We start from the raw sequence: 26,991 nt of genomic DNA, 5'->3' as shown, positions 1-26,991 counted from the left end.
GCCTGCGTTTCAGCGGGCCGGACCGATGCGGGGTTCCACGTAGCGTTCGGCTCGCGGCTCACTGCGGGCTTCGCGGCGGCCGTCGTCGCGAGGATCGCGGGCCGGGCGTTCGGCGGAGGGTTCCAGGATCCGGGCCTGTTCGGCAACCATTACGATCTTGCCGATGCGGTTGTGGCGGATTTCAGACAGGGAGCGGCGCAGGTCGCCTACGGTGAAGGGCTCCTGGCGGTCGCCCCAGGTCCAGCGCAGCACGCCGAGGGATTCTTCCGACAGGCTCGGCGCCAGGTCGGCCAGCACGTCCGTACCGACCGGCGTCGCGGCGCCCGCGGCCAGGCTCGCGTAGAACCAGGCGCGGACCAGGAAGAAGACGATCAGGGACCAGATGCCCGCGACGACCCACCAGATGTAAGGATTGACCTTCTGCGCCATGTCCATGGTTGGCTGGCCCAGGGTATGCAGGAAGTCGTAGTTCATGCGCTTGCCAAAATCCAGTATCCAGGAGGCGACCAGATACCAAAGCACGATGGCCACGGCGATGACTATCGCGCGTACAACGAGTCGGGGAAGCGCCAGTTTGAGCAGGGTCTGGCCGATCAGTCGGCAGTCCTGGCGGACGCTTGCGGGCGAAGTCAGATTCATCATGCAAAATATTGTACCTATGACCCGCCCAATTTTAGAACTGCGACCTGGTCAGCACCTGACGCTGACCCCACAATTGCAGCAATCGATACGATTGTTGCAATTGTCCACGCTCGAGCTCGAGGCCGAGATCTCGCAAGTGCTTGCGGAGAATCCGCTGCTGGATCGGGAAGACGAGTCGCCGTCGGCCGAGGCGCAAGCCGAATCCGAGCGTGAATCCTCCGTCCAGGACGACGAGCCTGCGGCCGAGCGTGAGACGCCGGTTGACGAGATGCCGGGGTCTGGCGGGGTGTATCCCGATGACGACTCCAGCCTGCCCGAGGCGGCCCGGCCGGATACCTTGCGCGAATACCTGCTCGGACAGCTTGCCCTGACGCGCGCGGCGCCGCGCGACGTCGCGCTCGCGTCGCTGCTGATCGACGAATTGGACGACAACGGTTACCTGGGCTCTCCGCTTGAGGAGATCCTGGGCTGGCTTCCTGCCGAACTCGAGCCGGATATCGACGAATTGCGCGCGGCGCTATCCCTGTTGCAGTCATTTGATCCGGTCGGCATCGGCGCGCGGGACATGGCCGAGTGCCTGCAGCTGCAGTTGCGCAATCCGGACCCCGCCCGTCTGCCCGAGGCGTCGGATGCCGCCGTGCTGGCCTGTGCCAGGCGGATTTGCGCCCAGCACCTGCCGCTGCTGGCCACGGGGAATTCCGCGCGCCTGTGCGCGGCGGTGGGCTGCGACGAGGCCACGTTCCGTGCGGCGCACTCCCTGATTCTGCGTCTGGAGCCGCGTCCGGGGCGGGCCTGGACCGTCCCGGCGGCCGAGTACGCGGTGCCGGACGTCATCGTGCGCAAGACCCGGCGCGGCTGGCAGGTCACGCTCAACAGCGCCGCGGTGCCCCGCCTGCAGATCAATGGGCTGTATGCCCAGATGCTGGGCAACCAGAAGGAGTCCGCGCATGCGGGCCTGCAGGCCCAGTTGCAACAGGCCAGATGGATGATCCGCAACGTCGAGCAGCGCTTCGACACCATCCTCCGGGTGTCCCAGGCCATCGTCGAACGCCAGACGGCCTTTTTCAGCCAAGGGCCCGCCGCCATGCGGCCGCTGATCCTGAAGGACATCGCTGGCGAGCTGGGTTTGCATGAATCCACCATTTCACGCGCCACAACGCAGAAGTACATGCTCACTCCGTTTGGCACGTTGGAACTCAAGCGGTTCTTTGGCGCCGGCGTTTCGACGGAAGGCGGGGACGCCACCTCAGCCACCGCGGTGCAGACCTACATCCGCCAGATGGTGGCCGACGAGAACCGGGCCAAGCCCTTGTCCGACAGCCAGATCATGCAAAAACTGGCCGATCAGGGGATAGTGATCGCCCGGCGGACGGTGGCAAAGTACCGCGAAGCGCTGCGAATTGCCCCCGCGGCGCTGCGCAAGGCCCAGGCTTCGATGCGGTGAAATAAGGGACGTATTGTTGGAAATTTGTCCCTATTTTCAAGGGCTTGCGCGCAAATTCCGTTGCAAATTTATTCGTGCGGGGGGCTTGCCAGCGCAAGAATAATTTTCGATAATCATTCGCATGTACATTTGCGTATGTAATGCCATCACCGAACGCCAAGTCCGCGCCAGCGTGGACGGAGGCGCGACGACGCTGTCCGACCTGCAATTCGAGCTGGGCGTGGCCACGTGCTGCGGCTGCTGCGCGGCAACCGCCGCCGAATACTTGCCAGGCGGCCGCTGTTCCAGCGTTTGCGACGTCCGCTCCATCGCGGTTCCGGTCAATGCTCCGGCCGCCATGGTCGAGTCGGGCGCGCCCGCGGCCAACAGCAGCTTCCCGATCCCGCTGGTCGCCATCGCCTGAGCATTGGTGTCTTTTTTCGGCTCGCTGCCTTCATGCGGCGAGCCGCGTCGTTTCCTTCTCGCAAAAATCCCGGATGGTCAGCGCCAGTTGGCGCGCCGCGTCGCGCGCCGTGCCTGCCACGCATAGCGCCAGTTCCGTCGGCGGCACCGCCGGCAGGGCTGCGTCCACGATCCTGTGGCCCTGCCCGATGCAGCGGCGCTCCAGCAGGGCGATCCCCAAGCCGCCGGCCAGCGCGGCTTGCAAGCCGGTGAGGTTCGGGCTTTCATAGGCGATGCGCCAATGCCGGCCGGCGGCCTCCAGGGCATGAATGGCGCGATTGCGGTAGATGCATCCTTGTGGAAACGCCACCAGCGGCACGGGTTCCTCCGTGGGGGGCGGGAGTGCGGAGCTGCCGATCCAATGCAGCCGCTCCGGCCAGGCGGCCAGGGCGACGCCCGCGCCGGGCTCGCGCTTGACGAGCGCCACGTCCAGGTCGCCCCGCTCCAGGCTGCGCGTCAGGACCGCGGTGAGGTCGCAGCGCACCGAGAGCTGCACCGTCGGCCGGGCCCGCGCAAAGGCCGCGACGATCGCGGTCAGTGTGTCGGCGGCGAAATCGTCCGGGATGCCCAGGCGGATGACGTCCACGCGCTTGCGTCCGCTGACCGCCTCCCGTACCTCGGTGGACAGCGCCAACATGCGCCGCGCATACCCCAGCAAACGCTCGCCTTCCTCGGTCAGCTGGACCTGGCGCCCCTCGCGCAGGAACAGCGGGCAGCCCAACGTTTCTTCAAGCTTGCGGATCTGCTGGCTGACGGTGGACTGGCTGCGGTGCACGCGCTCGCCAGCCGCCGTGAAGCCGCCGGCATCCACCACCGAGACAAAGCTGTGCAAAAGATCGAGGTCGGGCATCTTGGCATTCCAAAGCATTTGATTTTCAAATACTTTCGATCCGAATAAAGAGTTTGTCAATGAATCGGCGTCCGAGGAGAATCCTCTCATCCCGCCGCTGCGCGGCCGCTGCTCTCTTCATTCGGACCCCTTCATGAAGGCCTCCCCGAGCTTGTCCGCTACCGCCCTGCCCGCCGATGCCGCTCCAGGTGTCAGCCTGGCGCCCATCGCTGCATTTTGCTTTCTGTGGAGTTCGGCGTTCGCGGCCGCCAAGATTGCCGTCCGGGACTGCCCGCCGCTGACGCTGCTGACGATCCGTTTTCTGATTGCGGGCGCGCTGATGCTGGGCGTGGCGGCCGCCAGCGGACGCTGGAAACTGCCCGCCGGCCGCGACCTGGCATCCCTGATTCTGCTGGGCGCGCTGAACAATGCGCTGTACCTGGGCTTGAGCTGGTCCGGCATGACGACCGTGTCCTCCGCCTTCACTGCCGTGCTGATCAGCACCAATCCGCTGCTCATCGGCGTGCTGGCCGGCCCGATGCTGGGCGAGCACCTGAGCTGGCGCAAGATGCTGGGCCTGTGCCTGGGGCTGGCTGGCGTGGCCCTGGTGCTGCGCTCGCGGCTGTCGGGCATGCAGGAGGACCTGCATGGCACGCTGCTCGTGACGGGCGGCCTGGTGGCGCTGGTGGCGGGCACCCTGCTCTACAAGCGCTTGAAGCCCAGCTCCGGGCTGTGGACCTCAACGGGCATACAGTCGCTTGCCGGCGCGGTGGTCTTGCTGCCGTTCGCGCTGCTGAACGAGAACATCGGCGACGCGCGGCTGACGGCCAGTCTGTTCTGGAGCATGGCCTACATGATCGTCGCCGTGTCGATGGGCGGCTACTACCTGTGGTTCATGATTCTTGGCCGCGCCAGCGCCACGTCGGCCAGCGCGCTGCACTTTCTGATGCCGCCGCTGGGCCTGCTGTTCGGATGGCTGGTCTTGCGCGAACCGGTCTCTTGGCTGGACCTGCTGGGCATCGTTCCGATCGCGTTCGGCATCTGGCTGGCGACACGCCGGGCGGAGTGATCCGCGAATGCCCCGCCGCCGGTTGCCGATAAGCAACGAGGCGGCGTGGCGCGGATTCAGCGCCGATTCGCTCGACGCAAGACGGCTGCGCGCGTGCGCGCCGGCGCATGCATCGGGTGATTCCATCGCAATGCATGGCCGGCAGGCCGCATGAACCCTGCCGTGCTCATGCAAGGCATCACGCACGCATACTCATTCTCATTAGCTTGTCGCTTTCTTGTTGCGCTCCTAAAGCCGTTTACCAAATGCAGCGCAAGGCTAGTCGCGGGCCCGCGCCAGGTGGTAGTCTGCCTGGGTTGCGTACGCGCGGCATCGTGCGCTCCTTTGTCGCGATGCGCTCGCGTCGCGCCTGACTGCAAGGAGTCCATCATGAAAGGCGACAAAACCGTCATCCAGTTTCTGAACAAGCAACTGACCAACGAACTGACGGCCATCAACCAATATTTCCTGCATGCCCGCATGCTGAACCATTGGGGCTTCGACAAGCTGGGAAAGCATGAGTACGAAGAATCCATCGGAGAGATGAAGCATGCCGATCGCCTGATCGCCCGCATCTTCATGCTGGATGGCCTGCCCAACCTGCAGGACCTGCACAAGCTGCTGATCGGTGAAGACGTGCCTGAGCTGCTGGCCTGTGACCTGAAGCTGGAGCAAGGCGCCCAGGCTACCGTCAAGGAAGCGATTGCTCATTGCGAATCGGTGCGCGACTACGTTTCGCGCGATCTGTTCCAGGACATCCTGGACGACACCGAAGAGCACATCGACTATCTGGAAACCCAGATCGACCTGATCGACAAGGTCGGCATCCAGAACTACCTGCAAAGCCAGATGTCCGTGCCCGAATAAGGCATTCCGGCGATAAAAAAATGGCGCCCTTGAGGCGCCATTTTTTTTTGGAGCAAACCTGCCCGGGAGCAGGCTGCGCCGACCTACTGCGGACGGGCCGGGCATTCGGCCATCGTGCCCCAGGCGCGGTTCGGCGCACAGTACTTGTTGCGCGCATTCCATGAGCACGAAGGACGCTCGAAGAAGCCCTGCGTGGCGCATTGCGCGAGCTCACGCTTGAGCGCGTCCTGCCAGCCGGCCGCGCCGGGCGCCTGCGCCGTGTTGGGCGGCGGCGGGGGCGCTTGCACCATCTGGGGCGTGCCGTAGCCGCCGGCCTGCGTCTGGCCACCGTTGATCGCGGTGGAGGTGCCGGGCACCTGGAGATCCAGCGTGCTGACGTCGGACGTGCCCGACGGCAGCGGCACTTGCGAAGCAGCCGCGATTTCGCGGGCTTGCTCGGGGCTGATGCGGTCGCGCGAGATTTTCACGGAGGGGTCACTGACGGTGTCGAACAGCGAGACCGTGTTGACCTGCCATTCGCGGTCGGCGGGCTTGTCCGGCACGCCCAGCGTGCCGTCGATGCGCGGTTGGGGAGGTTGAGCCACATACGGACGCCCGTTGGCGTCCAGGACGGGCTGTTGGGATGCCGCCGCATCCTGCCCAGGAGCGGGCGCCGCGGGCGGCGCGTGCGCCACCAGCCAGTCACCCAGTTGAATCCCGCCCCAGGCTGACGCGCCAAGCGCGATCAGGAGCGTTGCGAATAATAAACGCCAAGACATTGCTACCCTCATCTGCCATGCGGAACCCGAACGGGTCTACGCTTTGTCTCCGAAAACCTTGCCGCCGTGCTCCCGCATGGCGTGGAATTTCACATCGGGATACAGTTCTTCGGCAACGCGCAACTGCGCGGGAGAACCGATCAAAAACGCCGCAGCATCGACCACATCATAGGCGATATGGGCGGCATTGGCATCCATGAACTTGCGCAGCGCCTTGGGGTTTTCAGACGTAATCCAACGTGCCATTGTGTAGCGGGAAGGCAGCATCCGGGCGTCCACGCCGTACTCGGTCTTGAGGCGGTGGGCGACCACTTCGAATTGCAGCTGGCCGACCGCGCCCAGCAGCAGCGAGCCGCCGGCGGCTTCGGGACGGAACACCTGGATGGCCCCTTCCTCGCCCAATTGGGTGAGGCCGGTGCGCAGCTGTTTCGTGCGCAGCGGATCCTTCACTTCGACCGCCTGGAACAGCTCGGGGGCGAAGAACGGCAGGCCGGTGAATTGCAGCGTCTCGCCTTCGGTCAGCACATCACCCAGCTGCAGCACGCCGTGGTTGGGGATGCCGATGACGTCGCCGGCATAGGCCTCGTCCAGCAGCTCGCGCCGCTGCGACAGGAACGACACCACGTTGTTGGGCCGCATTTCCTTGTTGGTGCGGGCAACCTTCAGGCGCATGCCGCGTTCAAAGCGGCCCGAGCTGACGCGCACGAACGCGACGCGGTCCCGGTGGGCCGGGTCCATGTTGGCCTGGACCTTGAACACGACGCCGGTGAACTTGGGCTCTTCGGGCTGCACTTCGCGCTGCAGGGCAACGCGCGGGCCCGGGGGCGGCGCCTGTTCGACCAGGGCGTCCAGCACTTCCTGCACGCCGAAGTTGTTGATGGCGGAGCCGAAGAACACGGGGGTCTGCTTGCCGGCCAGGAACTGATTGCGGTCGAAGGCGGGCGCGGCTTCGTTGATGAGTTCGATCTCGCCGCTGGCCTGGTCGAAGGCCGAGCCGAAACGCCGGGCGATCTCGGGGTTGGTCAGGCCTTCGATGATGTCGTCGTTGTCGGAACGGCGCTCCTGGCCGGGTCGGAACACGCGCATGCGGTCGCGGCGGATGTCGAACACGCCGCCAAACGCCTTGCCCATGCCGACCGGCCACGAGAACGGCACCGCGTCCATGCCCAGGTGGCCTTCGATCTCGGACAGCAGTTCCAGCGGTTCGCGCACTTCGCGGTCCATCTTGTTGATGAACGTGATGATGGGCGTGTTGCGCGCGCGGCAGACCTGCAGGAGACGGATGGTTTGCGGCTCGACACCGTTGGCGGCGTCGATCACCATCAGGGCGGCATCGACCGCCGTCAGCACCCGGTAGGTGTCTTCGGAGAAGTCCTGGTGGCCCGGGGTGTCGAGCAGGTTGATGACGCAGTCGCGGTATTCCATCTGCATCACGGAGGACGCCACGGAAATGCCGCGCTGCTTTTCGATTTCCATCCAGTCGGACGAGGCGTGGCGCGACGCCTTGCGCGCCTTGACGCTGCCGGCGATCTGGATCGCGCCCGCGAACAGCAACAGCTTTTCCGTCAGCGTGGTCTTGCCCGCGTCAGGGTGGGAAATGATGGCGAACGTACGGCGCCGCGCGACTTCGTTGGGGATGCTCATGATCGGAGGATTCTACGTAACGCCGGTTTTTAGGCCGGCGCGGTCCGGTATCGTTGCACGAAAACATGTGGGGCACGCGCCGCTGCCGGCGCATGCCCCACGCTTCAGATTCAGGAATGGCGACGGAACGACGCCAGGAACACGCCGGCCAGGATGAACAGCGAACCGAAAGTGCGGTTCATCCAGCGGATGTGCTTGGCGTCGCGCAACAGGCGCAGGACGCGGGCAGCCAGCAGCGTGTAGACGCCCATGGCCACCAGGTCCGTGAACGCCAGCGTGGCGGCCAGCGCCGCGTACTGTTGCGTCAGCCCCAGCGCGGGATCCACGAACTGCGGCACGACGGCCAGCAGGAACACCGTGCCCTTGGGGTTCATGGTGTTGATCAGGAAGCCGCGCATGACCAGTTCACGGATGGACGCCTGCTTCGGATCGCCGGTGTCCACCGCGACCGGCGCGGCGTCCGTGCGGATCTGGCGCACACCCAGGTAGATCAGGTAGGCCACGCCCAGGTACTTGACCACGTTGAAGGCCATTTCGGACGTTGCCAGCACGGCGCCCAATCCCACTGCCACCACCACGAACTGGAACAGGATGCCCAGAATCAGGCCCGCCGTATTCCAGTAGCCGCGCGCAAAGCCGTATTTCAGGCCAGACGACATGGCCGAGATCGCGCCCGCCCCGGGTGAGAACGAAATGGCCCAGGAGGCCAGGAAGAACGTCAACCAGGTAGATAAGGGCATGATGGCGCGGGTCCGTCGGTCGCAGGATTGGGTTTGCCGGTGATATTACTTGCTCAGCAATGCCGCGCGCGGGCCGCCGGACGGGCGACCCTCAGCCGAGCGCCCCTGAGCCGGGCGCCCCTGAGCCGGGCGCCCCGAACCACCGTTGCCGGTCGGGCGGGAAGATCCTTCGGGATGGCGGTGGCCTTGTTGCGGACGGCTTTCGTTGCGGCCGGCGTGGGCCGGACGGTCAGCGGGTTTGCCGTCGCGCGAACCGCCATTGCCGCGGCCTTCGCCGCCGGCACGGGCCGGGGCGGGCGCACGGCCGCCGGCGGCGGCGCGGGGCTGGCCTTGAGCGGGACGCGAACGGCCCGCGCCGGCATTACCGTTGCCACGGCCGGCATTGCCGCCGTTGCCGCCGCGGCCGCCGTTGCGGCTTCCGCCGCGCGGGCTGCGCGCGTCTTCATCGCGCTCCTGGCGCTCGAAGGCAGCCGCGCTGGTGGCGGACGGGGTCCAGCCTTCCACGGGCTTGCGTTCGATCGTCTTCTTGATCAGGCGCTCGATGTCCTTGAGGAGCTTGATTTCGCTGTTGTCGACGAGCGAAACCGCGGCGCCGGTGGCGCCGGCGCGGCCCGTGCGGCCGATGCGGTGGACGTAGTCTTCCGGCACGTTGGGCAGTTCGAAGTTCACCACCTGGGGCAGCTGGTCGATGTCCAGGCCGCGGGCGGCGATGTCGGTCGCGACCAGCACGGTCACGGTGCTGTCCTTGAAGCCGGCCAGCGCGCGGGTGCGGGCCGATTGGCTCTTGTTGCCGTGGATGGCGGCGGCGGTCAGGCCGTCCTTGACCAGCTTTTCAGCCAGGCGGTTGGCGCCGTGCTTGGTACGCGTGAACACCAGCACCTGGTGCCAGCCGCTTTCACGGATGATGTGGCTGATCAGGTCGCGCTTGTGGTGCTGTTCCACCATGTGCACCGTCTGGGTGACCAGTTCGGTGGCGGTGTTGCGCGGGGTGACCGAGACTTCGCCCGGGTTGTTCAGCACGCCGCGCGCCAGGGTGCGGATCTCGTCGGAGAACGTGGCCGAGAACAGCAGGTTCTGGCGTTGCTTGGGCAGCAGCGCGAGGATCTTGCGGATGTCGCGGATGAAGCCCATGTCCAGCATGCGGTCGGCTTCGTCCAGCACCAGGATTTCCACGCCCGACAGGTCCACCGTCTTCTGGCCGCAGTGGTCCAGCAGGCGGCCCGGGGTGGCCACAAGAATGTCCAGCGGCTTGCGCAACGCGGAAATCTGGGGGTTGATATTGACGCCGCCGAACATCACCATGGACGTCAGCGAGGTGTACTTGCCGTAGGTTTGCACCGATTCCGCGACCTGCGCGGTCAGTTCACGCGTCGGGGTCAGGATCAGGCAACGGGGGCGGCCGGGCTTGCGCAGCTCGGGCTTTTGCTGCATCAGCAGATGCAGGATGGGCAGCGTGAAGCCGGCGGTCTTGCCGGTGCCCGTCTGGGCGGCCGCGAGCAGGTCGCCGCCCTTCAGGACTTGAGGAATAGCCTGGGCTTGAATAGGCGTGGGCGCGGTGTAGCCGGTATCGGCGATGGCGCGCAACAGGGAATCAGCCAGCCCGAGGTCGGCAAAAGGGGAAGAGGTAGTCAAAACAACTCCAGCGGCAGCCCGTCGCTCAAGTTGAGAGACTCCAATCCAGGCGGACGAATAAGGAGAAAAGGGAAGCGCCCTGATGGGCGAAGCTTGGCAGCGAAGGGCCTAGCGGACGTGTGCAGATTGGCAAAGCACACGGCGGGATTGTAGCTGATGTGGCGCCGCAGCACCGGCAAGAATCCGGTGGTTCGTATCATTAAGCAACAATTTGCATCGACTATGAACGAAATAAGTGTTTTCCCTAGGCCTCTCTCCCTATAATCCGTGCGCTTTCATCCATTTGAAGAATAAGGGATTGCAATGAAGAAATCGGCAATAGTTGGCGTGGTCGTCGCGCTTGGCGCGGTCTGGACCGGCACGGCCTGGTACACGGGCCAAAAGGCCGAGGCCTTCGTCAATCAATCAATCGAATCCGCCAATGTGGAATTGGCCAAGGCCGGCGAGCAGTGGGGCATCGCCGCCGTGGCTGAACTGGTGTCGTTCGAGCGCGGCGTGTTTTCGTCCACCGCGCGCTACCGCATGAAGTTCACCGTGCCCGCGGCCGAAGGCAAGCCGGCCCTGGAGCGCGACCTCCTGTTCGTCGAACACCTGGACCACGGCCCCCTGCCGCTGTCGAACCTGAAGTCCGGCGCGTTCATGCCGGCCATGGTGGCCAGCCGCTTTTCGTTGGAAGAGACCCCGACCGTCAAGGAATGGTTCGCCGCCGCCAAGGGCGCCACGCCCCTGTCGGGCTCCTACAGCGTCAGCTATGCCAAGAACATCACGGGCAAGTTCGACGTGGCGCCGGTGGAATTCGCCAAGGACGCCACCAGCCTGGCCTTCTCGGGCATGAAGGGCGATATCGAATACGCCACCGGCACCAAGCACGGAGTCATCTCCCTGGCCGCCGACAGCCTGGTGCTGGCGGGACCCTCGGACACCAGCGACATCGTGCGCATGTCCATGCAGGGCATCACGCTCAACAGCGACATGAAGCCGGCCTCGAACGAAATGTTCATCGGCAGCCAGAAGCTGGGGTTCAAGAACTGGACCATCAACTCCAAGGAACGGCCGCCGGTCCAGTTCAAGGACACCACGATCGCCGCCGACCTGACGGAAGCGGGCTCGGCCATGGGCGCCAAGCTGACCCTGGACTTCGGCATGATCAACGTGCAGGACAAGGACATGGCCGGCATGAAGCTGGCCATCGACGCGCAGAAGCTGGACTCCAAGGCCCTGAAGGCGCTGAACGACGTCTATGAAGCCTCGTCGCGCCGCATGCTGCAGAGCAAGGGCGAACAGCAGACGCCTGAGTTCACGGATGCGGAAATGGCCGTGCTCAAGGCCAACCTGGAGCAGCTGCTGGCCGGCAACCCGACCCTGGCCGTGTCGCCGCTTGAAGTGCGCACCGCCAACGGCACGTCCACGTTCAACCTGAACCTGGACCTGGCCAAGCCCGCAACGCTGGACGGCGACTTCTCCGACACCCTGATGCAGGCGCTGCGCAAGCTGGACGCCAAGCTGGTGCTGTCCAAGGGCAACCTGGCCGACCTGATGGCCATCGAACCGCAGGTGCGCGGCGTGCCGGCCGAGCAGGCCGTGCAGACGGCCAAGGGCCAGGCTGAAATGGTGGGCACCATGGCCACCGCGATGGGCCTGGGCAAGGTCGAGAACAACAACATCGTGACCTACCTGAACTACGCGGATGGCCAGGTGGACTTCAACGGCAAGAAGATGCCGGTTGAACAGTTCATGATGATGGTCATGAGCGGCGCGATGGGCGGCATGCGCTAAAGTCCGCGTGCAAGGGGGGGGCGCCGGGAAGACCTCGGCGCGCCCTCGACGGGTTGCCGCGCCACGAGGCGCGGCAACCCGTTTTTACGTGGTGGGACGGCCAGCGTCCCGTTGGGCGGCTCATACAAAGACGAGGACATCATGAAGAAGCGGATACTGGCCGGTGGCGCCGTGTTGGCATTGGCCGCGATCTGGACGGGCACGGCTTGGTACACGGGCAAGCAGGTCGAGTCCCGCCTCGCGCGCGAGGTTCAAGCCCTCAGCGCCCAGGTGCAGCGTCTGGGAGCGAAACTGAATATGCCCGTCACGCTTGAGCTACTGTCATTCGAACGCGGCGTCTTCTCGTCCACCGTCCGTTACGGCCTGAAGATCACTGCGCTGGCCGGCGGCAACCCGGTTAGGGACTTAGACTTACAGTTCATCGGAAAAATCGAGCATGGTCCGTTTCCGGCGTCCAGGCTGGCTGCCGGGCAGTTCGCGCCGGCCATGGCGGCCAGCCTTGTCCGGGTAGCGGAAACGCCGGACGCCAGCGCGTGGTTCGCGGCGGCGCGGGGTGCGGTGCCCGCTTCCGTTCACATGGTGCTTGGCTATGGCCAGGACATCTCGGGCGGCCTGGAGGTGGCGCCGGTCGAGTATTCCGATGAGCAGTTCACGCTCAGCTTTTCCGGGCTGAAGGCGCGGGCAAGCTATGCGGCCGACGGCATGCAAAGCGCGTTGTCTATCGCTTCAGAGAAACTGGCGCTATCCGCGCCCATCGTGGGCGACGCGCAAGGAGGCAGGCGCAAGTTGTCCGTCGAAGGCCTTGCGGTCTCGCACGAGTATTCGGCCCTGCAGCAAGATGCTGCCAAGAGCGGCACGAGGGTGACGGTCAAGGACTGGCTCCTCGAGGCGGGCAAGCTGCCGCTCGGCCTGAAGGACATCGCGCTGACGGTGGAGACGAACATGGTTGCAGCCCGCATGAACGGCACGCTGACCGTGGATCTGGGTGCGATCAGCCTGGAAGGCCAGCGCCTGGGCAAGCTGCGACTGGCTGTTGGCGGAAAGGATATGGATGTCGCTTCGTTCAAGGCATTTCAGGATACTTACGCAGAAAAACTGCGGCCAGACACGTACGGCGACTCCACTCCGGAGGACAAAATGCTCGCCGGATCTTATATCGTGAAATTCCTGATGGCCCGGCCCAGCTTTACGCTGTCGCCGCTAGAGGTGGAGACAGCCGGCGGCGTGTCATCGCTCAGCCTGGACGTTGGCCTGGATTCTCCGACCTTCTGGAACATCGATCCCCGCACCATGGCCAAGGAGACCGTGAGTAATCTGACCGTCCGGCTGATGCTGTCCCCGGAGGGTTTGGCCGACCTGTTTGCTGCGCGGATGCAGCTTAAGGGGGAGGCCCGGGAAGCATCGCGGATTGCAGCTGGGGAGAGGGCTGCCAGTGTGCGCGACATGTTTATCGCCAAACAATGGGGAAAAATGGATAGCGGCAAGATCGCCGCGAACCTCGACTATCGGGACGGGCAGGTGGACTTCAACGGCGAACGCATGTCCTTGGAGGCGTTCATTGGGAAGGTCCTGGCGGACTGAGCGCGGGGCCGGCGGCATGGCAGGGCCGGCGCCGCGCGACTGCTCCGGGCGATCTCAGGCCGGCAGGGTTCCCGCCGCCAGTTCCCCGTTGCGCAGCACCGCCACGTGAAAGCGCTTGTCGGCCGCCTTCATGATGTCCTCGGCGGGATCGCCCTGCACCAGCAGCAGGTCGGCCATCTTGCCGTCGGCGATGACGCCGTGCTGGTCCATGCCCATCAGGTCATGGCCGCGCGAGGTGCCGGCGATCAGCGCGTCCACGGGGGTCATGCCGAACTCCACCATGTAGGCCAGCTCCATGGCGTTTTCACCGTGCAGGTTGAACGGTGTCCCGGCGTCGGTGCCCAGCGCGATGCGGCCGCCGGCCTTGTAGTACATCTGGAATGATTCGCGGTGGCGCTGCTCCACTGCGCGGGCCTTTTCCACCGCGTACGCCGGAATGCCGTTGTCGGCGTTGGCGATGATGTTGCGCACGGCGGCGATGGTGGGCACCAGGTAGGTCTGGGCCTCCAGCATCTCGCGCAGACAGTCGTCGTCCATGAAGATGCCGTGCTCGATCGAATCGATGCCCGCGCGCACGGCATTCAGGATGCCCTGCGTGCCCTGGGCATGGCTGGCGGTGCTTTTGCGAAAGCGCTTGGCCTCGTGCACGCCCGCTTTCATTTCATCGAAGCTGTAGTGCGCATCCATGGGGCTCACGCCCGGCGTCATGACGCCGCCCGTGGCCATGATCTTCACCAGGTCGCAGCCGGCATGGACCTGTTCGCGCACGGCCTTGATCACGTCCTCGCAGCCGTCGGCCACGCGGCCGATGCGGTTGCCGTGGCCGCCCGTCATGCAGATGATGCGGCCCGAAGCCTTGATGGCGGGGCCGGGAAACACGCCGCGCGCGATCGCGTCGCGCACGCCGAATTCCAGGTAGTCCTTGCCGCCGCAGTCGCGCAGCGCCGTGACGCCGCCGCGCAGGCTGGCCTGGGCGTTCTCCAGCGCCGTCAGCGTGATCTGCGCGGGTCCCTGCTTGCTGAGCTGTGCGTTGGGGTCCGCGCCGCCGGTGTAGACCAGATGGACGTGGCAGTCGGCCAGGCTGGGCATGAGCGTCATGCCGGTGGTGTCCACCTTTACACCGGCATAGCCCGAGAATTCGCCGGCCGGCGCCACGCGGGCCACGCGCTGGCCCTCGACCAGCACGCCGTGGCCGCGCAGCGTCCGGCCCTCCCCGTCAAATACCTGGCCGCCGATGAAGAGGGTCTGTCGTGTCGCCGTCATGTCTCGCTCCGGTTGCGCCAGGCCTCAGCCCACCACGTCCAGCCCTTCGCGGGACATGGATTGCAGGCGGGGCATCAGGCCAAGCAGGTGTTGGCTGTAGGGATGCTGCGGATGTTCGAACAGGCTTTCCGTGTCGGCCACTTCCAGCAGTTCGCCGTAGCGCATCACGCCGACGCGATCGCACATCTGGCGGATCACGGGCAGATCGTGGCTGATGAACAGCATGGTCAGGCCCAGCTCTTCCTGAAGATCCTTCAGCAGGTTCAGGATCTGCGCCTGGATGGATACGTCCAGCGCGGAGGTGGGCTCGTCGCAGATCAGGAAGCGGGGGCGCGTGGCCAGCGCCCGCGCGATGCAGATGCGCTGGCGCTGGCCGCCGGAGAACTCGTGCGGGAAGCGTTCGGCGGCGCGGTCGCCCAGGCCCACCACGTCCAGCAGGTCGGCAACGATGCGGCGCGTTTCCGCTTCGTTGGCCGAAAGCTTGTGAAAGCGGATGGGTTCGGCCACGATGTCCAGCACCCGCATGCGCGGATTCAGCGACGAGAACGGGTCCTGGAAGATCATCTGGATCTGCCGCCGGAACGGGTTCAGCTGCTTCTCGCCCTTGAGCGCGGTGAGATCGGTGCCGCCGAAATTGACCGAGCCTTCGCTGGGCGTGTACAGCCCGGATATCAGGCGCGCCACGGTGGATTTGCCCGAGCCGGATTCGCCCACCAGGCCGAAGACCTCGCCTTCGCCTATGGAAAAATTGACGCGCTTGACGGCGTCCAGCGTGCGCTGGTTGCGCTTGAACAGCGCGCTCTTTAGCACGAAGCGCATGCTCAGGTCGCGCACCTGCACCAGCGGGCCTTCCGTGCGCTGACCGAAGTCGCGGCGCTGGCCGAGCCAGTGAGTGGCCAGGTCGAGCGGCTGCGCCGGCGTCTTCACGTCTTCGATGTAAGTCACCAGCGGAAAGCGCTTGAGCTTGATATCGGGACGCGGCACCGCCGAGATCAGGCTGCGCGTGTAGGGATGGTCGGGGTCGCCCAGGATCTTGGCGGTCGGGCCCTGCTCCACCAGCTTGCCGTGATACAGCACGGCCACCCGGTCCGTGACGTCCGCGATCACGCCCATGTCGTGCGTGATGATGATCATGCCCACCTGCTCTTCGCGGCACAGCTTTTTAAGCAGCTCCAGGATCTGCGCCTGGATGGACACGTCCAGCGCGGTGGTGGGCTCGTCGGCGATGATGACCTCGGGCTCGCAGCACAGCGCAAGCGCGATCACCACGCGCTGCCGCATGCCGCCCGAGAACTGGTGCGGGTATTGCTTGACGCGCAGCTCGGGCTGGTCGATGCCGACCTGCACTAGCAGCTGCACCGCGCGTTTCCTGGCCTCGTCATGCGACAGCCCGAGATGCACCTGCATGGTTTCCACGAGCTGGCTTTCCACCGTCTGCAGCGGGTCCAGCGAGGTCAGGGGATCCTGGAAGATCATGCCGATGCGGCGGCCGCGCACGCGGCGCTTCTGCGCCGGGGTCAGGGTGTCGATGCGTTCGCCGTTCAGCAGCACGGAGCCGCCGGCCAGGCGTCCGGGTGCCTCCAGCAGGCCGATCACCGCGTTGCCGATGGTGGACTTGCCCGCGCCGGACTCGCCCACCACGCCCAGGATCTCGCCCTTCTCGAGGGACAGCGAAACGCCGTCCACCGCCACCAGCGTGCCGCGGCGGCTGGGAAATTCGATGCGGATGTCTTCTATGTTCAACAGGGCCATGACGTCCTCAGCGCAGCTTGGGGTTGAGCGCGTCGCGCAGCCAGTCGCCCAGCAGGTTGACCGAAAGCACCAGCGCCACCAGCGCAATGCCGGGGAAGATGGAGATCCACCACATGCCGGAGAACAGGTAGCTGTTGCCGATGCGGATCAGCGTGCCCAGCGAGGGCGCGGTGGGCGGCAGGCCCACTCCCAGGAACGACAGCGTGGCCTCGGTGATGATGGCGATCGCCAGGTGGATGGTGGCGATGACCAGCACCGGACCCATCACGTTGGGCAGGATGTGGCGGCGCAGGATGGTGATGGGGCCGATGCCGATCAGCCGCGCCGCCTGCACGTATTCCTTGTTGCGTTCCACCAGCGTCGAGCCGCGCACGGTGCGCGCGTACTGCACCCAGCCGGAGATGCCGATGGCGAAGATCAGCACATACAAGGCAAGCTGGTCGTGCATGTCGCGCGGCAGGAGCCCGCGCGCCACGCCGTCGATCAGCAGCGCCACCAGGATGGCGGGAAACGACAGCTGCACATCGGCGATGCGCATGATGAAGCTGTCGACGCGTCCGCCTGCGTAGCCGCTGATCAGGCCGAGCGTCACGCCCAGCACCATCGAGAACAGCACGGAGGCGAAGCCGACCAGCAAGGACACGCGCGAGCCGTACATCACGGCCGAAAGGATGTCGCGGCCCTGGTCGTCCGTGCCCAGCAGGAAGTCCGGGTTGCCGCCCTCTTCCCAGGCTGGCGGCGTATTGGCGTCCATGATGAAAACGGACGCCAGGTCGAAGGGGTTGTGGGGCGCGATCAGCGGGGCGAACAGCGCGCCCAGCAAAATGACCAGCGTGACGATCGCGGCGATGATGGCACCGGGAGATCGCTTGAAGCTGTGCCACAGGTCGCTGTCGGCCGCGCGTGAAAAGAAGGGAGCGATGCGAGCAATCATGCGGATTCCTTTACTTGCTCTGCACGCGCAGACGCGGGTCCACGGCGAAGTACAGCAGGTCGACGACCAGGTTGATGACCACGAACATGAAGGCGATCAGCACCAGGTAGGCCGCCATGACGGGAATGTCCACCATGCTGATGGCCTGGATGAACAGCAGGCCCATGCCTGGCCACTGGAACACCGTCTCCGTGATGATGGCGAAGGCGATGATGGAGCCGAGCTGCAGCCCCGTGATGGTGATGACGGGCACCATCGTGTTCTTCAGCGCGTGGCGGAAGTTGATGAGCCGTTCCGGCAGGCCGCGGGCGCGCGCGAACTTGATGAAGTCGGCGCGCAGCACTTCCAGCATCTCGGCGCGCACCAGGCGCATGATCAGGGTCATCTGGAAGAGCGCCAGCGTGATGGCGGGCATGATGAGCGCCAGCCAGCCCGATTTGGTGAGAAAGCCGGTGGTCCACCATCCCAGGCTCACCACGTCGCCGCGCCCGAAGCTGGGCAGCCATCGCAGCTGCACGCCGAAGAACAGGATGAGCAGGATGCCGATCAGGAAGGTGGGCAGCGAGATGCCCGCCAGCGAGATCGCCATGAAGGTCTTGGACAGGACGCCATGGCGCTTGAGCGCGGTGTAGATGCCCATCGGCACGCCCAGCGCCAGCGCCATGACGGCGGACACGAAGGACAGTTCCAGCGTCGCGGGCATGCGTTCTTCCAGCAGCTCGCTGACCGGCCGGCGATGGCGGTACGAGATGCCGAAGTCGCCGCGCACGGCGTTGGCGACGAAGTGTGCGTATTGCACGACGAAGGGATCGTCCAGGCCGAGCTGTTCGCGCAATTGGGCGCGCTGCTCGGGCGTGGTGTCCTGGCCGACCATGCTGGCGACCGGGTCGCCCACATAGCGGAACATGGAGAACGCGATCAGCGCCACCGTCAACATCACCAGCACCGACTGGATAAGTCGCTGCGCAATAAAGGAAAGCATTATCGGGAGCCCTCTTGGTCTGATGACGCCGGGCCGCGTTCTCCGCGGAAGGCGGGAATCGGGGCTGGGCCGGGCGCGCCCGGACGGCACGCGCCGTCCGGGGGTTGCATCGCCGGTCGCTTACGGCAGGACGACGTCGCGCAGGTCGAGCACGTCGTCGGCGCGCTGGGTGACCTTGACGTTTTCCTTCACGCCCCAGGACATGGGTTGCTGGTGCAGCGGAAGGTAGCCGAAGTCGCTGCGCACGATGCCGAAGGCTTCCTTGATCATCGCGTTGCGCTTGGCCTGGTCGGTTTCCACGCCGATCTTGTTGGTCAGATCGTCGACCTTCTTGTTGCAGTAGCCGCCCAGGTTGAACTGGCCCGCGGCCGTCTTGGCGTCGCGGCAGGAGGTCAGGTTCAGCAGCGTGTTGTGCGCGTCGGTGGAGCTGGGCGTCCAGCCCAGCATGTACATGCTGGTCTGGTTGCCGGCCTGCAGCAGGATCTTGCCGAAGTACTTGGACTTGGTCTGCGCCAGCAGGTTGATCTTGATGCCTACGCGCGCCAGCATGCCGGCCACCGCCTGGCAGATCTTTTCGTCGTTGACGTAGCGGTCGTTCGGGCAGTCCATGGTTACGGTGAAGCCCTTGGGATAGCCGGCTTCGGCCAGGAGCTTCTTCGCGCGTTCCGGATCGGGCTTGTAGGGAGCGCCGAAGGATTCGTCGTAGCCGTTGATGGCGGTGGCGATGAGCGAGCCCAGCGGCTTGGCCGCGCCGCGCATGATCTTCTCGTTGATGGCCTTGGTGTCCACGGCCAGCACGACGGCTTCGCGCACCTTCGGATCCTTGAAGGGGTTCTTGCCCTTCACGTCGGAGAACAGCAGCTCGTCGCGGTCCTGGTCCATGCCGATAAAGATGGCGCGGGCTTCGGGCGCGGTCAGCGGCTTCACGCCCTTGGCGTCTTCCAGGCGCTTCCAGTCCTGCACCGGAACAGGCTGCACGACATCCATCTCGCCCGAGATCAGCGCGGCCACGCGCGTGGCTTCCTGCGTGATCGGCTGGAAGATGACCTCGTCGATGTTGCTCTTGATGTTCTTGTTCCAGTAGCCGTCATAGCGCTTGAGCACCGTCTTCACGTCGGGCTGGCGCTCGGTCAGCATGAAGGGGCCGGTGCCGTTGGCGTGCAGGTTGGCGTAGTTGCCCTGGTTGTCGCCCTTGACGTTGGTGGCTTCGGTGGTCTTGTTCTTCTCGGCCCACGTCTTGCTCATGATGTACAGGAACACCCATTCGCGCGGCAGGATGGGGTTGGGCGTGGGGGTGGTGACCTCGATGGTGTAGTCGTCCACCTTCTTGATGTCGGAGGCCTTGGCGCCGTAGCCCTTCATGTCGGAGCCGGGGGTCAGGCTGCGCTTCCAGGAGAAGATCACGTCGTCCGCCGTGAAGGGCGAGCCGTCGTGGAATTTGACGTCGCGGCGCAGCTTGAAGACCCATTTGGTGGGCTCGGGGTTTTCCCAGCTTTCCGCCAGCAGCGGCGTAAGTTTCAGATTGCCGTCGTAGCCGGCCAGCGTTTCGTAGATGTTGCCCTGGAAACCCAGCGTGAAGGTTTCGTTGAGCGCCATCGGGTCCATCGAGGTCGCGTCGCCCTGGTACGACCAGTGCAGGGTCTTGGCGGCCGCGCCGGCGCTGAAAGCCAGCGAGGCGGCCACGGCAGCGGCGAGTACCGCTTGCTTGAAGTGGGGAAAAGTACGCATAGCCCTCATGCTCCGTGTAGTGCGCGGATAGCGCGACAGAAGTGATAGGGCCCCGGCCCCATTGGGATCCGGGGCATGGCGTTGCTGCTTACGACGAAGGACGGAGTAGGGTCGGGCGGCGCGCGGCGCGAACCGCGCACGGGCCGAGACTGGCGATGCCGGGTATCACTGCGTAGGACTTCGACTTCACGATAGACCCAACCCCTTGTGATTGTCATGGCGGGGACGGAACCGCGCCGATGCAGGACGAATCTTATAGACCCATTCGTTTAAGCGTCAATCGGTTTGGATTGGGGTTAGTACTTGCTTGCCGGATGCGTTGAATGGTGCGTTTCGCAAGGCATGCGGGCGGCGGCGTCAGTCGGCGGACAGCGGCGCGGCAGCAAGGGTTTTCGCCAAGTCATGCAGCACGCGCTTGCGGCGGTCGCTGTCTTCGTAGTGCTTGCCCAGGGCCGACCATTCGGGCCGGCTGCGGGCTTCCACCAATGCTTCCGGCAAGGGGCCCTTGCGCCAGGCCTCATCGTCCGGAAGATCTAGCCTCAATGGTTCCCGGGCGGCATGGCCGCGGCGCTCCAGCGCCTCGATCAATTGCCGCTGGCGCAGCGCGAGCAGGCGCAGGACGGCATCGTCCACGCTGATCTCGCGCCAGCCGCGCAGCTTGCCGGCCACGCGCTTGCCCAGTTTTTCCACGCCCTGCCACAGGCCGCCCGCCGCGGCGCCGATCAGCATGCCGGTGCCCAGGCTCAGGCCGGCGCTCATCAGGTCCACCGCCGCGCCCGCCATGGCGCCGGCGGCGGCGCCCATGCCCACCTGCACGCCCATGTCCTTGAGCGCCTGCGGGTGGAACAGGTCCATGCCCCAGCGCTCGCCCTGCAGCGGCAAGGCGTCGCCGGTGAAATCGGATGGCCGGAAGTTGTAGAGCGCCAGCAAGGCGTTGACGCACGTCTGTTCGCGCTGGCGCACCTGGTCGCGCAGTTGGCTTGAAGCGGCGGCCAGCGCGGTTTCATCGCTGGCGCTGGACAGGTGCAGCGCGGCCACGTCGATCAACAGGTCCGCCAGCAGCTCGTAGGCCGAGGCGCGGCGCTCGCGGCGCTGCGCGGCCAGACTGTCGGACAGCCGCGCCAGCGCGCCGGCGTGGCGGTCCAGCAGCACGCCGAGCTTGGCATAGAGCTGCTGCTCTCCGTCCAGCGGCGGCGCGACGGTGTCGAATTCCACCACCGCATGCAGGCCAAGCCGCGCCATCGCGCCGCGCCATTCGTCGGCGCGATGCGCCGGCGCGTTCACGAAGTTCAGCACCGGCAGCAATGGGCGGCCGCAAGCGGCCAGGATGGCGAGTTCATCGCGGTGCTTGCCCAGCACCGGGTCGCGCGCGTCGATCACATACAGGGCCGCGTCGCAGTCCAGCATCTTGGTCAGGACGCGGGCTTCCTGTTCATAGCGGCCGTGCGCTTCCGGCGTGTCCAGGAAGCGGCGGATACGCGCGGGGCCGTCCAGCCGTTCGCCGGGATGGCCCAGGTGCTCCAGGTACTCCAGCAAGGCGATGCTGTCTTCCATGCCTGGCGTGTCGAACCATTCCAGCACGGCCCGCCCGTCCAGCCGCAGGCGCGCGCCTTCGACGTGGCGCGTGGTGCCGGGGCGGTCGGCCACTTCGCCGAACGTGGTGTCGCGCGTCAGCGTGCGCAGCAGTGAAGTCTTGCCCGTGTTGGTGTGGCCGACCAGCGCAATCTTGATGATGGGATCAGCCATGGCCGGACTCCAGCCAGGCCAGCGGGACGGCGGGCGCCTGCAGGATGGCGTCGGCGGACAGGCCCAGCGCAAGCAGGCGGTCGCGCCAGAGCGCCGCGCGGGTGTCGGCGCCGGCGTGCGGCATGATGAGCCAGATGCGGGTCTGCAGCGCGTGCGCGGACAACTCCGCGATCAGGGACAGCGTGCCCCGGTCGGGCGTCTGGCGCGCATCGCAGGCGATCAGCAGGCGCGAGGCGGCGGCCTGGGCCAGCGCGTCCAGCACGCGGTTGCGTTCTTCGCGCGTGTCCAGGTTGCCTGCCTGCCGGATGCCGGCGGGCAGGTCCGCGGGCGGCCAGGCCAGGTCGGCGGGCAGTTCCAGTCCCAGCACCACCGGCTGGCCGCCCAGCCCGTCAAGCGAGGGCGCATGCATGCGCGGCTCATGCAGGGGATCCACGGGACGGTCGATGCCGGTGGAGAGCGCGGGCGGCTCCAGCCGGTCGCGCAGCGTCGAGAAGCCGGCCAGCGAGGGATCGATGCGCAAGGCACGCAGCGCACGCAGCGTGGCGGCCACGCACAGCGCGCCGGCCGCCAGGCGCGGCAGGATGCCATATACGACCACGACGCCGATCAGCCAGAGCGACCACTGCACTTGCGCGCTGGCCGGCAAGGCCTGCGAGCCGTCGCTGGCGCGGATCGTGGCGGCGTCGGGCATGGGGAAGCCCAGATGGGCGGGCAGCCAGCCGATGGCTTGCGTGAGCCAGACGAAGGTGTCGGGCGCCAGCAGCGTGGTGGCCCACACGAAGCGGAAGCTGGCGGTGGACAGCACGGCCAGCAGGGTCGCCAGCGCAGCGCACAGGGCCGTGAGCCACAGCAGATGGCTGATGCTGCCGAACAGGCCGCGCAGGGCGCCTGCGCGCGCCAGCAGGTTCAGGAACGCTTGCGGCACCAGCGCGCTGTCCGGCCCGCGCGCCAGCTTGCGCGTGGCCCAGAGCCAGAGGCGTCCCAAGCCGGTCACGGCCGTGGGCCTGAGCAGAAAGCTTGCCAGCCACAACAGGAAGGTCAATGCGTGCAGGCCCAGCAAGGCGCCCAGCGCCCAAAGCACGTTGACCGGCCGCGATCCATCGCCCAGTGCGCCCAGGGCCGCGCCCACGCCCGATGCCAAGGCCAGCAGGAACAGGGCAATCAGGATGCCCGTGGCGCTGCGGCGCCACGTATCGACCAGTGGAGAGAGGTTTTCGCGTTGCGCCAGCAACTCGGCGCGGGCAAGGATGCGGGACGGCAGGTCCGTGTCCATCTGGCGCACGCGCCGGACAGCTTGCGCGTCCTCCAGGGGGCCCCAGTGCGCTTCGCGCAAGCGGACCAGCTCGGCCAGCCAGTGCGCGCGCAATGGGCGCTGGCTGGGGATATCGGCCGTGGGAGTGAGGTCGCGAGAGGTCGAGGACGGCATCGCGTCGGGGGTTGGCGAGGTCAGGCCGCTGGGGCGATGCGCCATTGTAGACCGGGCGATTCGGGAAACGGGGCCGGAGGGCCGGCCCGGATCAGTGCCCTGCGCGCGCGCCGCGGTATTGGCCCGGCGTAACGCCCGTGGCATCGCGAAAGACCCGCGCCAGATGGCTGGCGTTGCCGAAGCCGCTGGCCTGCGCGATGCCCGCCAGATCGCCCTTGCCCGTGGCCAGCAGGCCTTTGGCCCGAGCCAGGCGCCTGCCACGCACCCAGGCGTGCGGCGGCTCTCCGAACGAGGCGTGGAACATGCGGGCGAAGTGATAAGTGGACAGCGCCGCCACGCCCGCGAGCTGGTCCAGCGTCAAGGCCTCGGTCAGGTGCGCGTCCACGTAGTCCATGATGCGGCGGCGCACGCCGGGCGCCAGGCCGCCGCGGGCGGGCTGCGGGTTCTTGCGCGCCACTCCCTGGACCAGCAGATGGTGCAGCACGGTTTCGGCGGCGCTGCTGGCCGCCAGGCGATCCGCGGGCTGGTTCCAGTCGGTGTTCAGGAGCTGCCGGCAGACGTCGATCAGCGAGTCGTCCTGAATATACGTGCGATCGCGCAGTTCCAGCGTGCGGGGCTCGCAGTCCAGCCTCATGACGGCTTCGCGGGCCAGGCGTTCCGGCGCGATGTACAGGTGCAGGAAATGCACCGTGTCGTTCATGCACCAGCGGGAATAGTGCTCGGCCGGCAGCACGCAGAACTTGCCCGCGCCGCCGTGCAGCATGTCCTGGCCGACGCGGAACGAGCGATCTCCGCCGTGCAGGTACAGCGACAGCGTGTGATGGCCGGGCGTGTCGTAGCCCAGCGTCTCGTGGGCGCTGCGCGCCCACTGCGAGATCGCCATGCCCTCGCCCAGGGCGGCGGCGCGTTCCAGCGTGGCGGTGGAGCGCGACAGGGTGCGAAAGACAGAGAAATCGGCCGGGGCCGAAGCGATGGTGCCCATAGGACTGGATGCTACTGCGATCGCACGCGCGCGACGCGCCCGTTTCGGACAAAAACCGCAAGAACCGGCAATCCTGGCGCGCCATCCGGACGCACACTGGTTTCCCGGCGATTCATCGGAACGCCGCTGTCCGTTTTGATCTTGCCGCGCATCGCATCGTGAATCTATTTCTGTACTTCCTCACTGTCGTCATCTGGGGCACCACCTGGATCGCCATCAAGCTGCAGCTGGGCGTGGTGGCCATCCCCGTGTCTATCTTCTATCGCTTCGCGCTGGCCGGCCTGGTGCTGTTCGCGGCCCTGCTGCTGACGCGCAGGCTGCAGCCGCTGGACCGGCGCGGGCACTGGCTGTGCGTGGGCCAGGGCCTGTGCCTGTTCTGCCTGAACTTCCTGTGCTTCTACTCGGCCACGCAGTGGATACCCAGCGGCCTGGTGTCCGTGGTGTTTTCGGCCGCGACCCTGTGGAATGCCCTGAATGCGCGGCTGTGGTTCGGCACCCGCATCGCTCCCCGCGTGATGGCGGCGGGCGCGTTCGGCTTCTCGGGCCTGGTGCTGCTGTTCTGGCCGGAGCTGGCCAGCCAGCAGGCCAGCCATGAAACCCTGCTGGGCCTGGGTTTTGCGCTGCTGGGCACGTTCTGCTTTTCCACAGGCAACATGTTGTCGTCCCTGCAGCAGCGCGCCGGCATCCGGCCGTTGACGGGCAACGCCTACAGCATGCTTTACGGCGCGGCGATCCTGCTGGCGGGCTGCATGGCCGCGGGGCTGCCGTTCGAGTTCGATGCCTCGCCGCCGTATGTGGGCGCGCTGCTTTACCTGGCCATTCCAGGATCGGTGATCGGCTTTACCGCCTATCTGACGCTGGTCGGCCGCATGGGACCGGCGCGGGCGGCCTATTGCACGGTGCTGTTCCCGGTGGTGGCCTTGAGCGTGTCCACCGTGGCCGAAGGCTATCGGTGGACACCGTACGCGCTGCTGGGCCTGGCGCTGGTGATGTTCGGCAATCTGCTCGTGTTCACGAAATGGTCGCCGTTCTTGCGGCGCGCCGGGATGCCTGGCAGGACCTAGCGCGCCAGTCCGCGCAGGCCTTGCAGCAGCCGGTCGATTTCGGCTTCGCTGGTGAGATAACTGACCGACGCGCGCGCAATCCGCGTCAGGCCGCGGGCCTCCATGTCCAGAGGCGTGTAGGGGACGCCGTTACTGCCGATGACGATGCCTTGCGCCGCCAGCTGGCGCTGCACCGTCACGGCGTCCTGGTCCGCCAGGTTGAACGCCACCAGACCGGAGCGCTCGCGGCCCTGGTCCAGCACGGTGATGCCGGGTATGGCCGCCAGTTCGGCGCGCAGCGCCTGGGCGTTGGCGTCGATGCTCGCCCGGATGGCATCCAGGCCCAGGTCCAGCGCTTCCCGCAAGGCGTTGGCCAGGCCGCAGCGCAGCGCCAGCGAATTTTCGGCGGATTCTAGTCGAGCGGCGTCCTGGCGCAGCATGGGCTGGCCGTCGGCGCCCAGCGGCGCGGAATGCGAGTCCACGAAGGCGGGAGTGAGCTGGTCCAGGAAATCGCGCCGCACGTACAACAGCCCCGTACCGCGCGGGCCGCGCAAGGCCTTGCGGCCGGCGCCGCTCAGCACGTCGCAGCCGATCTGCGTCACATCCACGGGGAGCTGGCCCACCGCTTGCGCTGCGTCCACGAAGTACGGAATGCCGTGCTTGCGCGCCACGCGACCGATGGCCGCTGCAGGGTTGATGAGGCCGCCGTTGGCGGGCAGCCAGGTCAGCGCGATCAGGCGCACCCTGTCGTCCAGCATGGCCTCCAGCGCGTCCGCGTCCACGCATCCGCTGTCGTCCGACGGGATGGCTTCCAGCGTGGCGCCCGCGCGTTCCGCCGTGAATCGCATGGCGGCCAGGTTGCCGCCCCATTCGTGGCGGCCGACCAGGATGCGGTCGCCGGGCCGCCAGGCTGGCAGCGCGGCGAAGGCGGCGCCCCATCCCTGAGAGTTGCCGCCGGTCAGCGCGATCTCGTCGGTCTGGGCATTGAGCAGTTGCGCGGCCAGCGTGCGGGCCGATTCGGTCAGTTCGCGCGAGGCCACGCCGGCCTCCATCGGGCCCTGCGCCGCCTCGCGCGCCAGATGCGCATGGATGGCCTGCAGCGTGGCCGCGGACGGCAGCGAAGCGCCAGCATGATTGAAATGCACGGTGCTTTGCGTGCCGGGCGTCAGGGCGCGAAGCGCCTGCACGGCGCGCGGGGTCAACGGGGAAGACATGGCGGTTCCTGTCGGGCGGGCCGGATCAGGCCGCGGTAAGCGCGATGACCGCTTCGACTTCCACTGCCACGCCTTGAGGCAAGGACGCCACGCCGACCGCGCTGCGCGCGTGGCGGCCGGCGTCGCCGAACACCTCGACCATCAGGTCGGAGGCGCCATTGGCAACCGCGCTCTGGCGGTTGAAGTCCGGCGTGCTGGCCACGAACACGCCCAGGCGCACGACGCGCGCCACGCGGTCCAATTGGTCGCCGGTGGCGGCGGCGATCTGCGCCAGGATGCCCAGCGCGGACAGGCGCGCGGCCTGTACCCCATCGGCGTCGGAGATCTGGTTGCCCAGCTGTCCCAGATAGGCCGCCTTGCCGTCCTTGCGGGAGATCTGGCCTGAGATATAGAGCAGGTTGCCTTCCAGGACGAAGGGCACGTAGTTGGCGGCCGGGGCGGCGGCGGCTTCCAGGACCAGGCCAAGTTCGGCAACGCGGGCGGAAATGCTGCGGGTCATATCGGTTCACCTGAGTAGAG

General features: G+C 66.5%; 23 protein-coding genes. 7 read left to right on the top strand and 16 right to left on the bottom strand.

What is annotated here, in order from left to right; genetic code table 11:
* Positions 1-9: 9 nt before the first annotated feature.
* Positions 10-642, bottom strand: a complete 633-nt coding sequence (locus tag HLG70_RS21120) for a hypothetical protein (protein ID WP_171666248.1) — start codon at positions 640-642, stop codon at positions 10-12.
* On the opposite strand from HLG70_RS21120, the gene rpoN reads away from it, so the two are divergent.
* Together rpoN and HLG70_RS21110 are read left to right on the top strand one after the other, a co-directional pair.
* Positions 641-2,086: an RNA polymerase factor sigma-54 gene (rpoN, locus tag HLG70_RS21115; RefSeq protein WP_171666250.1), complete on the top strand. Its 1,446-nt coding sequence runs from the start codon at positions 641-643 to the stop codon at positions 2,084-2,086. The two genes, HLG70_RS21120 and rpoN, sit on opposite strands and share 2 nt — an antisense overlap.
* Before the next feature lie 121 nt (positions 2,087-2,207).
* A complete protein-coding gene (locus HLG70_RS21110) occupies positions 2,208-2,489 on the top strand; it encodes a (2Fe-2S)-binding protein (protein ID WP_057286111.1) in 282 nt (93 codons plus the stop codon).
* Positions 2,490-2,519: 30 nt separating this feature from the next.
* On the opposite strand, the gene HLG70_RS21105 is transcribed toward HLG70_RS21110, so the two are convergent.
* Positions 2,520-3,377 carry a LysR substrate-binding domain-containing protein gene (locus tag HLG70_RS21105; protein ID WP_171666252.1) on the bottom strand — a complete coding sequence of 286 codons (858 nt, stop codon included), beginning with the start codon at positions 3,375-3,377 and terminating at the stop codon, positions 2,520-2,522.
* 133 nt (positions 3,378-3,510) lie between these two features.
* Between HLG70_RS21105 and HLG70_RS21100 the strand changes: the two genes are divergently transcribed.
* Positions 3,511-4,425: a DMT family transporter gene (locus HLG70_RS21100; protein WP_171666254.1), complete on the top strand. Its 915-nt coding sequence runs from the start codon at positions 3,511-3,513 to the stop codon at positions 4,423-4,425.
* A 369-nt stretch (positions 4,426-4,794) separates the two neighbouring features.
* Positions 4,795-5,271: a bacterioferritin gene (gene bfr / locus HLG70_RS21095; protein WP_013390908.1), complete on the top strand. Its 477-nt coding sequence runs from the start codon at positions 4,795-4,797 to the stop codon at positions 5,269-5,271.
* A gap of 83 nt (positions 5,272-5,354) precedes the next feature.
* Here bfr and HLG70_RS21090 read toward each other — a convergent pair whose 3' ends face one another.
* The 4 genes from HLG70_RS21090 to HLG70_RS21075 all read right to left on the bottom strand — a co-directional run bounded on the left by HLG70_RS21090 (position 5,355) and on the right by HLG70_RS21075 (position 10,045).
* Positions 5,355-6,041, bottom strand: a complete 687-nt coding sequence (locus HLG70_RS21090; RefSeq protein ID WP_171666256.1) for a hypothetical protein — start codon at positions 6,039-6,041, stop codon at positions 5,355-5,357.
* 24 nt (positions 6,042-6,065) lie between these two features.
* Positions 6,066-7,673, bottom strand: coding sequence for a peptide chain release factor 3 (locus HLG70_RS21085; protein ID WP_171666258.1), 1,608 nt, complete (start codon positions 7,671-7,673; stop codon positions 6,066-6,068).
* Between the two features lie 110 nt (positions 7,674-7,783).
* On the bottom strand, positions 7,784-8,413 hold the full coding sequence (locus HLG70_RS21080) for a LysE family translocator (protein WP_171666260.1): 630 nt from the start codon (positions 8,411-8,413) through the stop codon (positions 7,784-7,786).
* Positions 8,414-8,458: 45 nt separating this feature from the next.
* Complete coding sequence (locus HLG70_RS21075; RefSeq protein WP_171666262.1) at positions 8,459-10,045, bottom strand: DEAD/DEAH box helicase; 1,587 nt, start codon at positions 10,043-10,045, stop codon at positions 8,459-8,461.
* A gap of 303 nt (positions 10,046-10,348) precedes the next feature.
* Between HLG70_RS21075 and HLG70_RS21070 the strand changes: the two genes are divergently transcribed.
* Positions 10,349-11,821: a YdgA family protein gene (locus tag HLG70_RS21070; protein WP_171666264.1), complete on the top strand. Its 1,473-nt coding sequence runs from the start codon at positions 10,349-10,351 to the stop codon at positions 11,819-11,821.
* Positions 11,822-11,962: 141 nt separating this feature from the next.
* A complete protein-coding gene (locus HLG70_RS21065; protein ID WP_171666266.1) occupies positions 11,963-13,402 on the top strand; it encodes a YdgA family protein in 1,440 nt (479 codons plus the stop codon).
* A gap of 54 nt (positions 13,403-13,456) precedes the next feature.
* Here HLG70_RS21065 and HLG70_RS21060 read toward each other — a convergent pair whose 3' ends face one another.
* The 8 genes from HLG70_RS21060 to HLG70_RS21025 form a co-directional block, all read right to left on the bottom strand.
* Positions 13,457-14,665 (bottom strand): metal-dependent hydrolase family protein, encoded by a 1,209-nt coding sequence (locus HLG70_RS21060; RefSeq protein WP_171666268.1) that lies wholly within the window; start codon positions 14,663-14,665, stop codon positions 13,457-13,459.
* Between the two features lie 24 nt (positions 14,666-14,689).
* On the bottom strand, positions 14,690-16,417 hold the full coding sequence (locus HLG70_RS21055; protein WP_171666270.1) for an ABC transporter ATP-binding protein: 1,728 nt from the start codon (positions 16,415-16,417) through the stop codon (positions 14,690-14,692).
* A gap of 7 nt (positions 16,418-16,424) precedes the next feature.
* Positions 16,425-17,351 carry an ABC transporter permease gene (locus HLG70_RS21050; protein ID WP_171666272.1) on the bottom strand — a complete coding sequence of 309 codons (927 nt, stop codon included), beginning with the start codon at positions 17,349-17,351 and terminating at the stop codon, positions 16,425-16,427.
* Positions 17,352-17,361: 10 nt separating this feature from the next.
* Positions 17,362-18,333 carry an ABC transporter permease gene (locus tag HLG70_RS21045; RefSeq protein ID WP_171666274.1) on the bottom strand — a complete coding sequence of 324 codons (972 nt, stop codon included), beginning with the start codon at positions 18,331-18,333 and terminating at the stop codon, positions 17,362-17,364.
* Between the two features lie 120 nt (positions 18,334-18,453).
* The gene (locus HLG70_RS21040; RefSeq protein ID WP_171666276.1) at positions 18,454-20,061 is read right to left on the bottom strand and encodes an ABC transporter substrate-binding protein; all 1,608 of its coding nucleotides are present in this window, start codon (positions 20,059-20,061) and stop codon (positions 18,454-18,456) included.
* Positions 20,062-20,418: 357 nt separating this feature from the next.
* Positions 20,419-21,807, bottom strand: a complete 1,389-nt coding sequence (locus HLG70_RS21035) for a GTPase/DUF3482 domain-containing protein (RefSeq protein WP_171666278.1) — start codon at positions 21,805-21,807, stop codon at positions 20,419-20,421.
* Entirely contained in the window at positions 21,800-23,233 is a 1,434-nt protein-coding gene (locus HLG70_RS21030; RefSeq protein WP_234103554.1) for a DUF2868 domain-containing protein, read from the bottom strand. Before HLG70_RS21030 ends, HLG70_RS21035 begins: the two co-directional genes overlap by 8 nt.
* Positions 23,234-23,324: 91 nt before the next feature.
* Positions 23,325-24,215: a helix-turn-helix domain-containing protein gene (locus HLG70_RS21025; protein ID WP_171666280.1), complete on the bottom strand. Its 891-nt coding sequence runs from the start codon at positions 24,213-24,215 to the stop codon at positions 23,325-23,327.
* Between the two features lie 158 nt (positions 24,216-24,373).
* Here HLG70_RS21025 and HLG70_RS21020 point away from each other — a divergent pair, with 158 nt between their 5' ends.
* Positions 24,374-25,279 carry a DMT family transporter gene (locus tag HLG70_RS21020; RefSeq protein WP_171666282.1) on the top strand — a complete coding sequence of 302 codons (906 nt, stop codon included), beginning with the start codon at positions 24,374-24,376 and terminating at the stop codon, positions 25,277-25,279.
* Here HLG70_RS21020 and HLG70_RS21015 read toward each other — a convergent pair.
* Together HLG70_RS21015 and HLG70_RS21010 are read right to left on the bottom strand one after the other, a co-directional pair.
* On the bottom strand, positions 25,276-26,472 hold the full coding sequence (locus tag HLG70_RS21015) for an aminotransferase class V-fold PLP-dependent enzyme (protein WP_171666284.1): 1,197 nt from the start codon (positions 26,470-26,472) through the stop codon (positions 25,276-25,278). The genes HLG70_RS21020 and HLG70_RS21015 overlap by 4 nt on opposite strands.
* 25 nt (positions 26,473-26,497) lie before the next feature.
* Positions 26,498-26,971: a RidA family protein gene (locus HLG70_RS21010; protein ID WP_171666286.1), complete on the bottom strand. Its 474-nt coding sequence runs from the start codon at positions 26,969-26,971 to the stop codon at positions 26,498-26,500.
* Between the last annotated feature and the right edge of the window lie 20 nt (positions 26,972-26,991).

The organism is Achromobacter deleyi (genome assembly GCF_013116765.2).
Taxonomy (GTDB): domain Bacteria; phylum Pseudomonadota; class Gammaproteobacteria; order Burkholderiales; family Burkholderiaceae_B; genus Achromobacter; species Achromobacter deleyi_A.
Note: the sequence above shows the minus strand (reverse complement) of the source record. Positions and strands in the feature narration are given on the sequence as shown.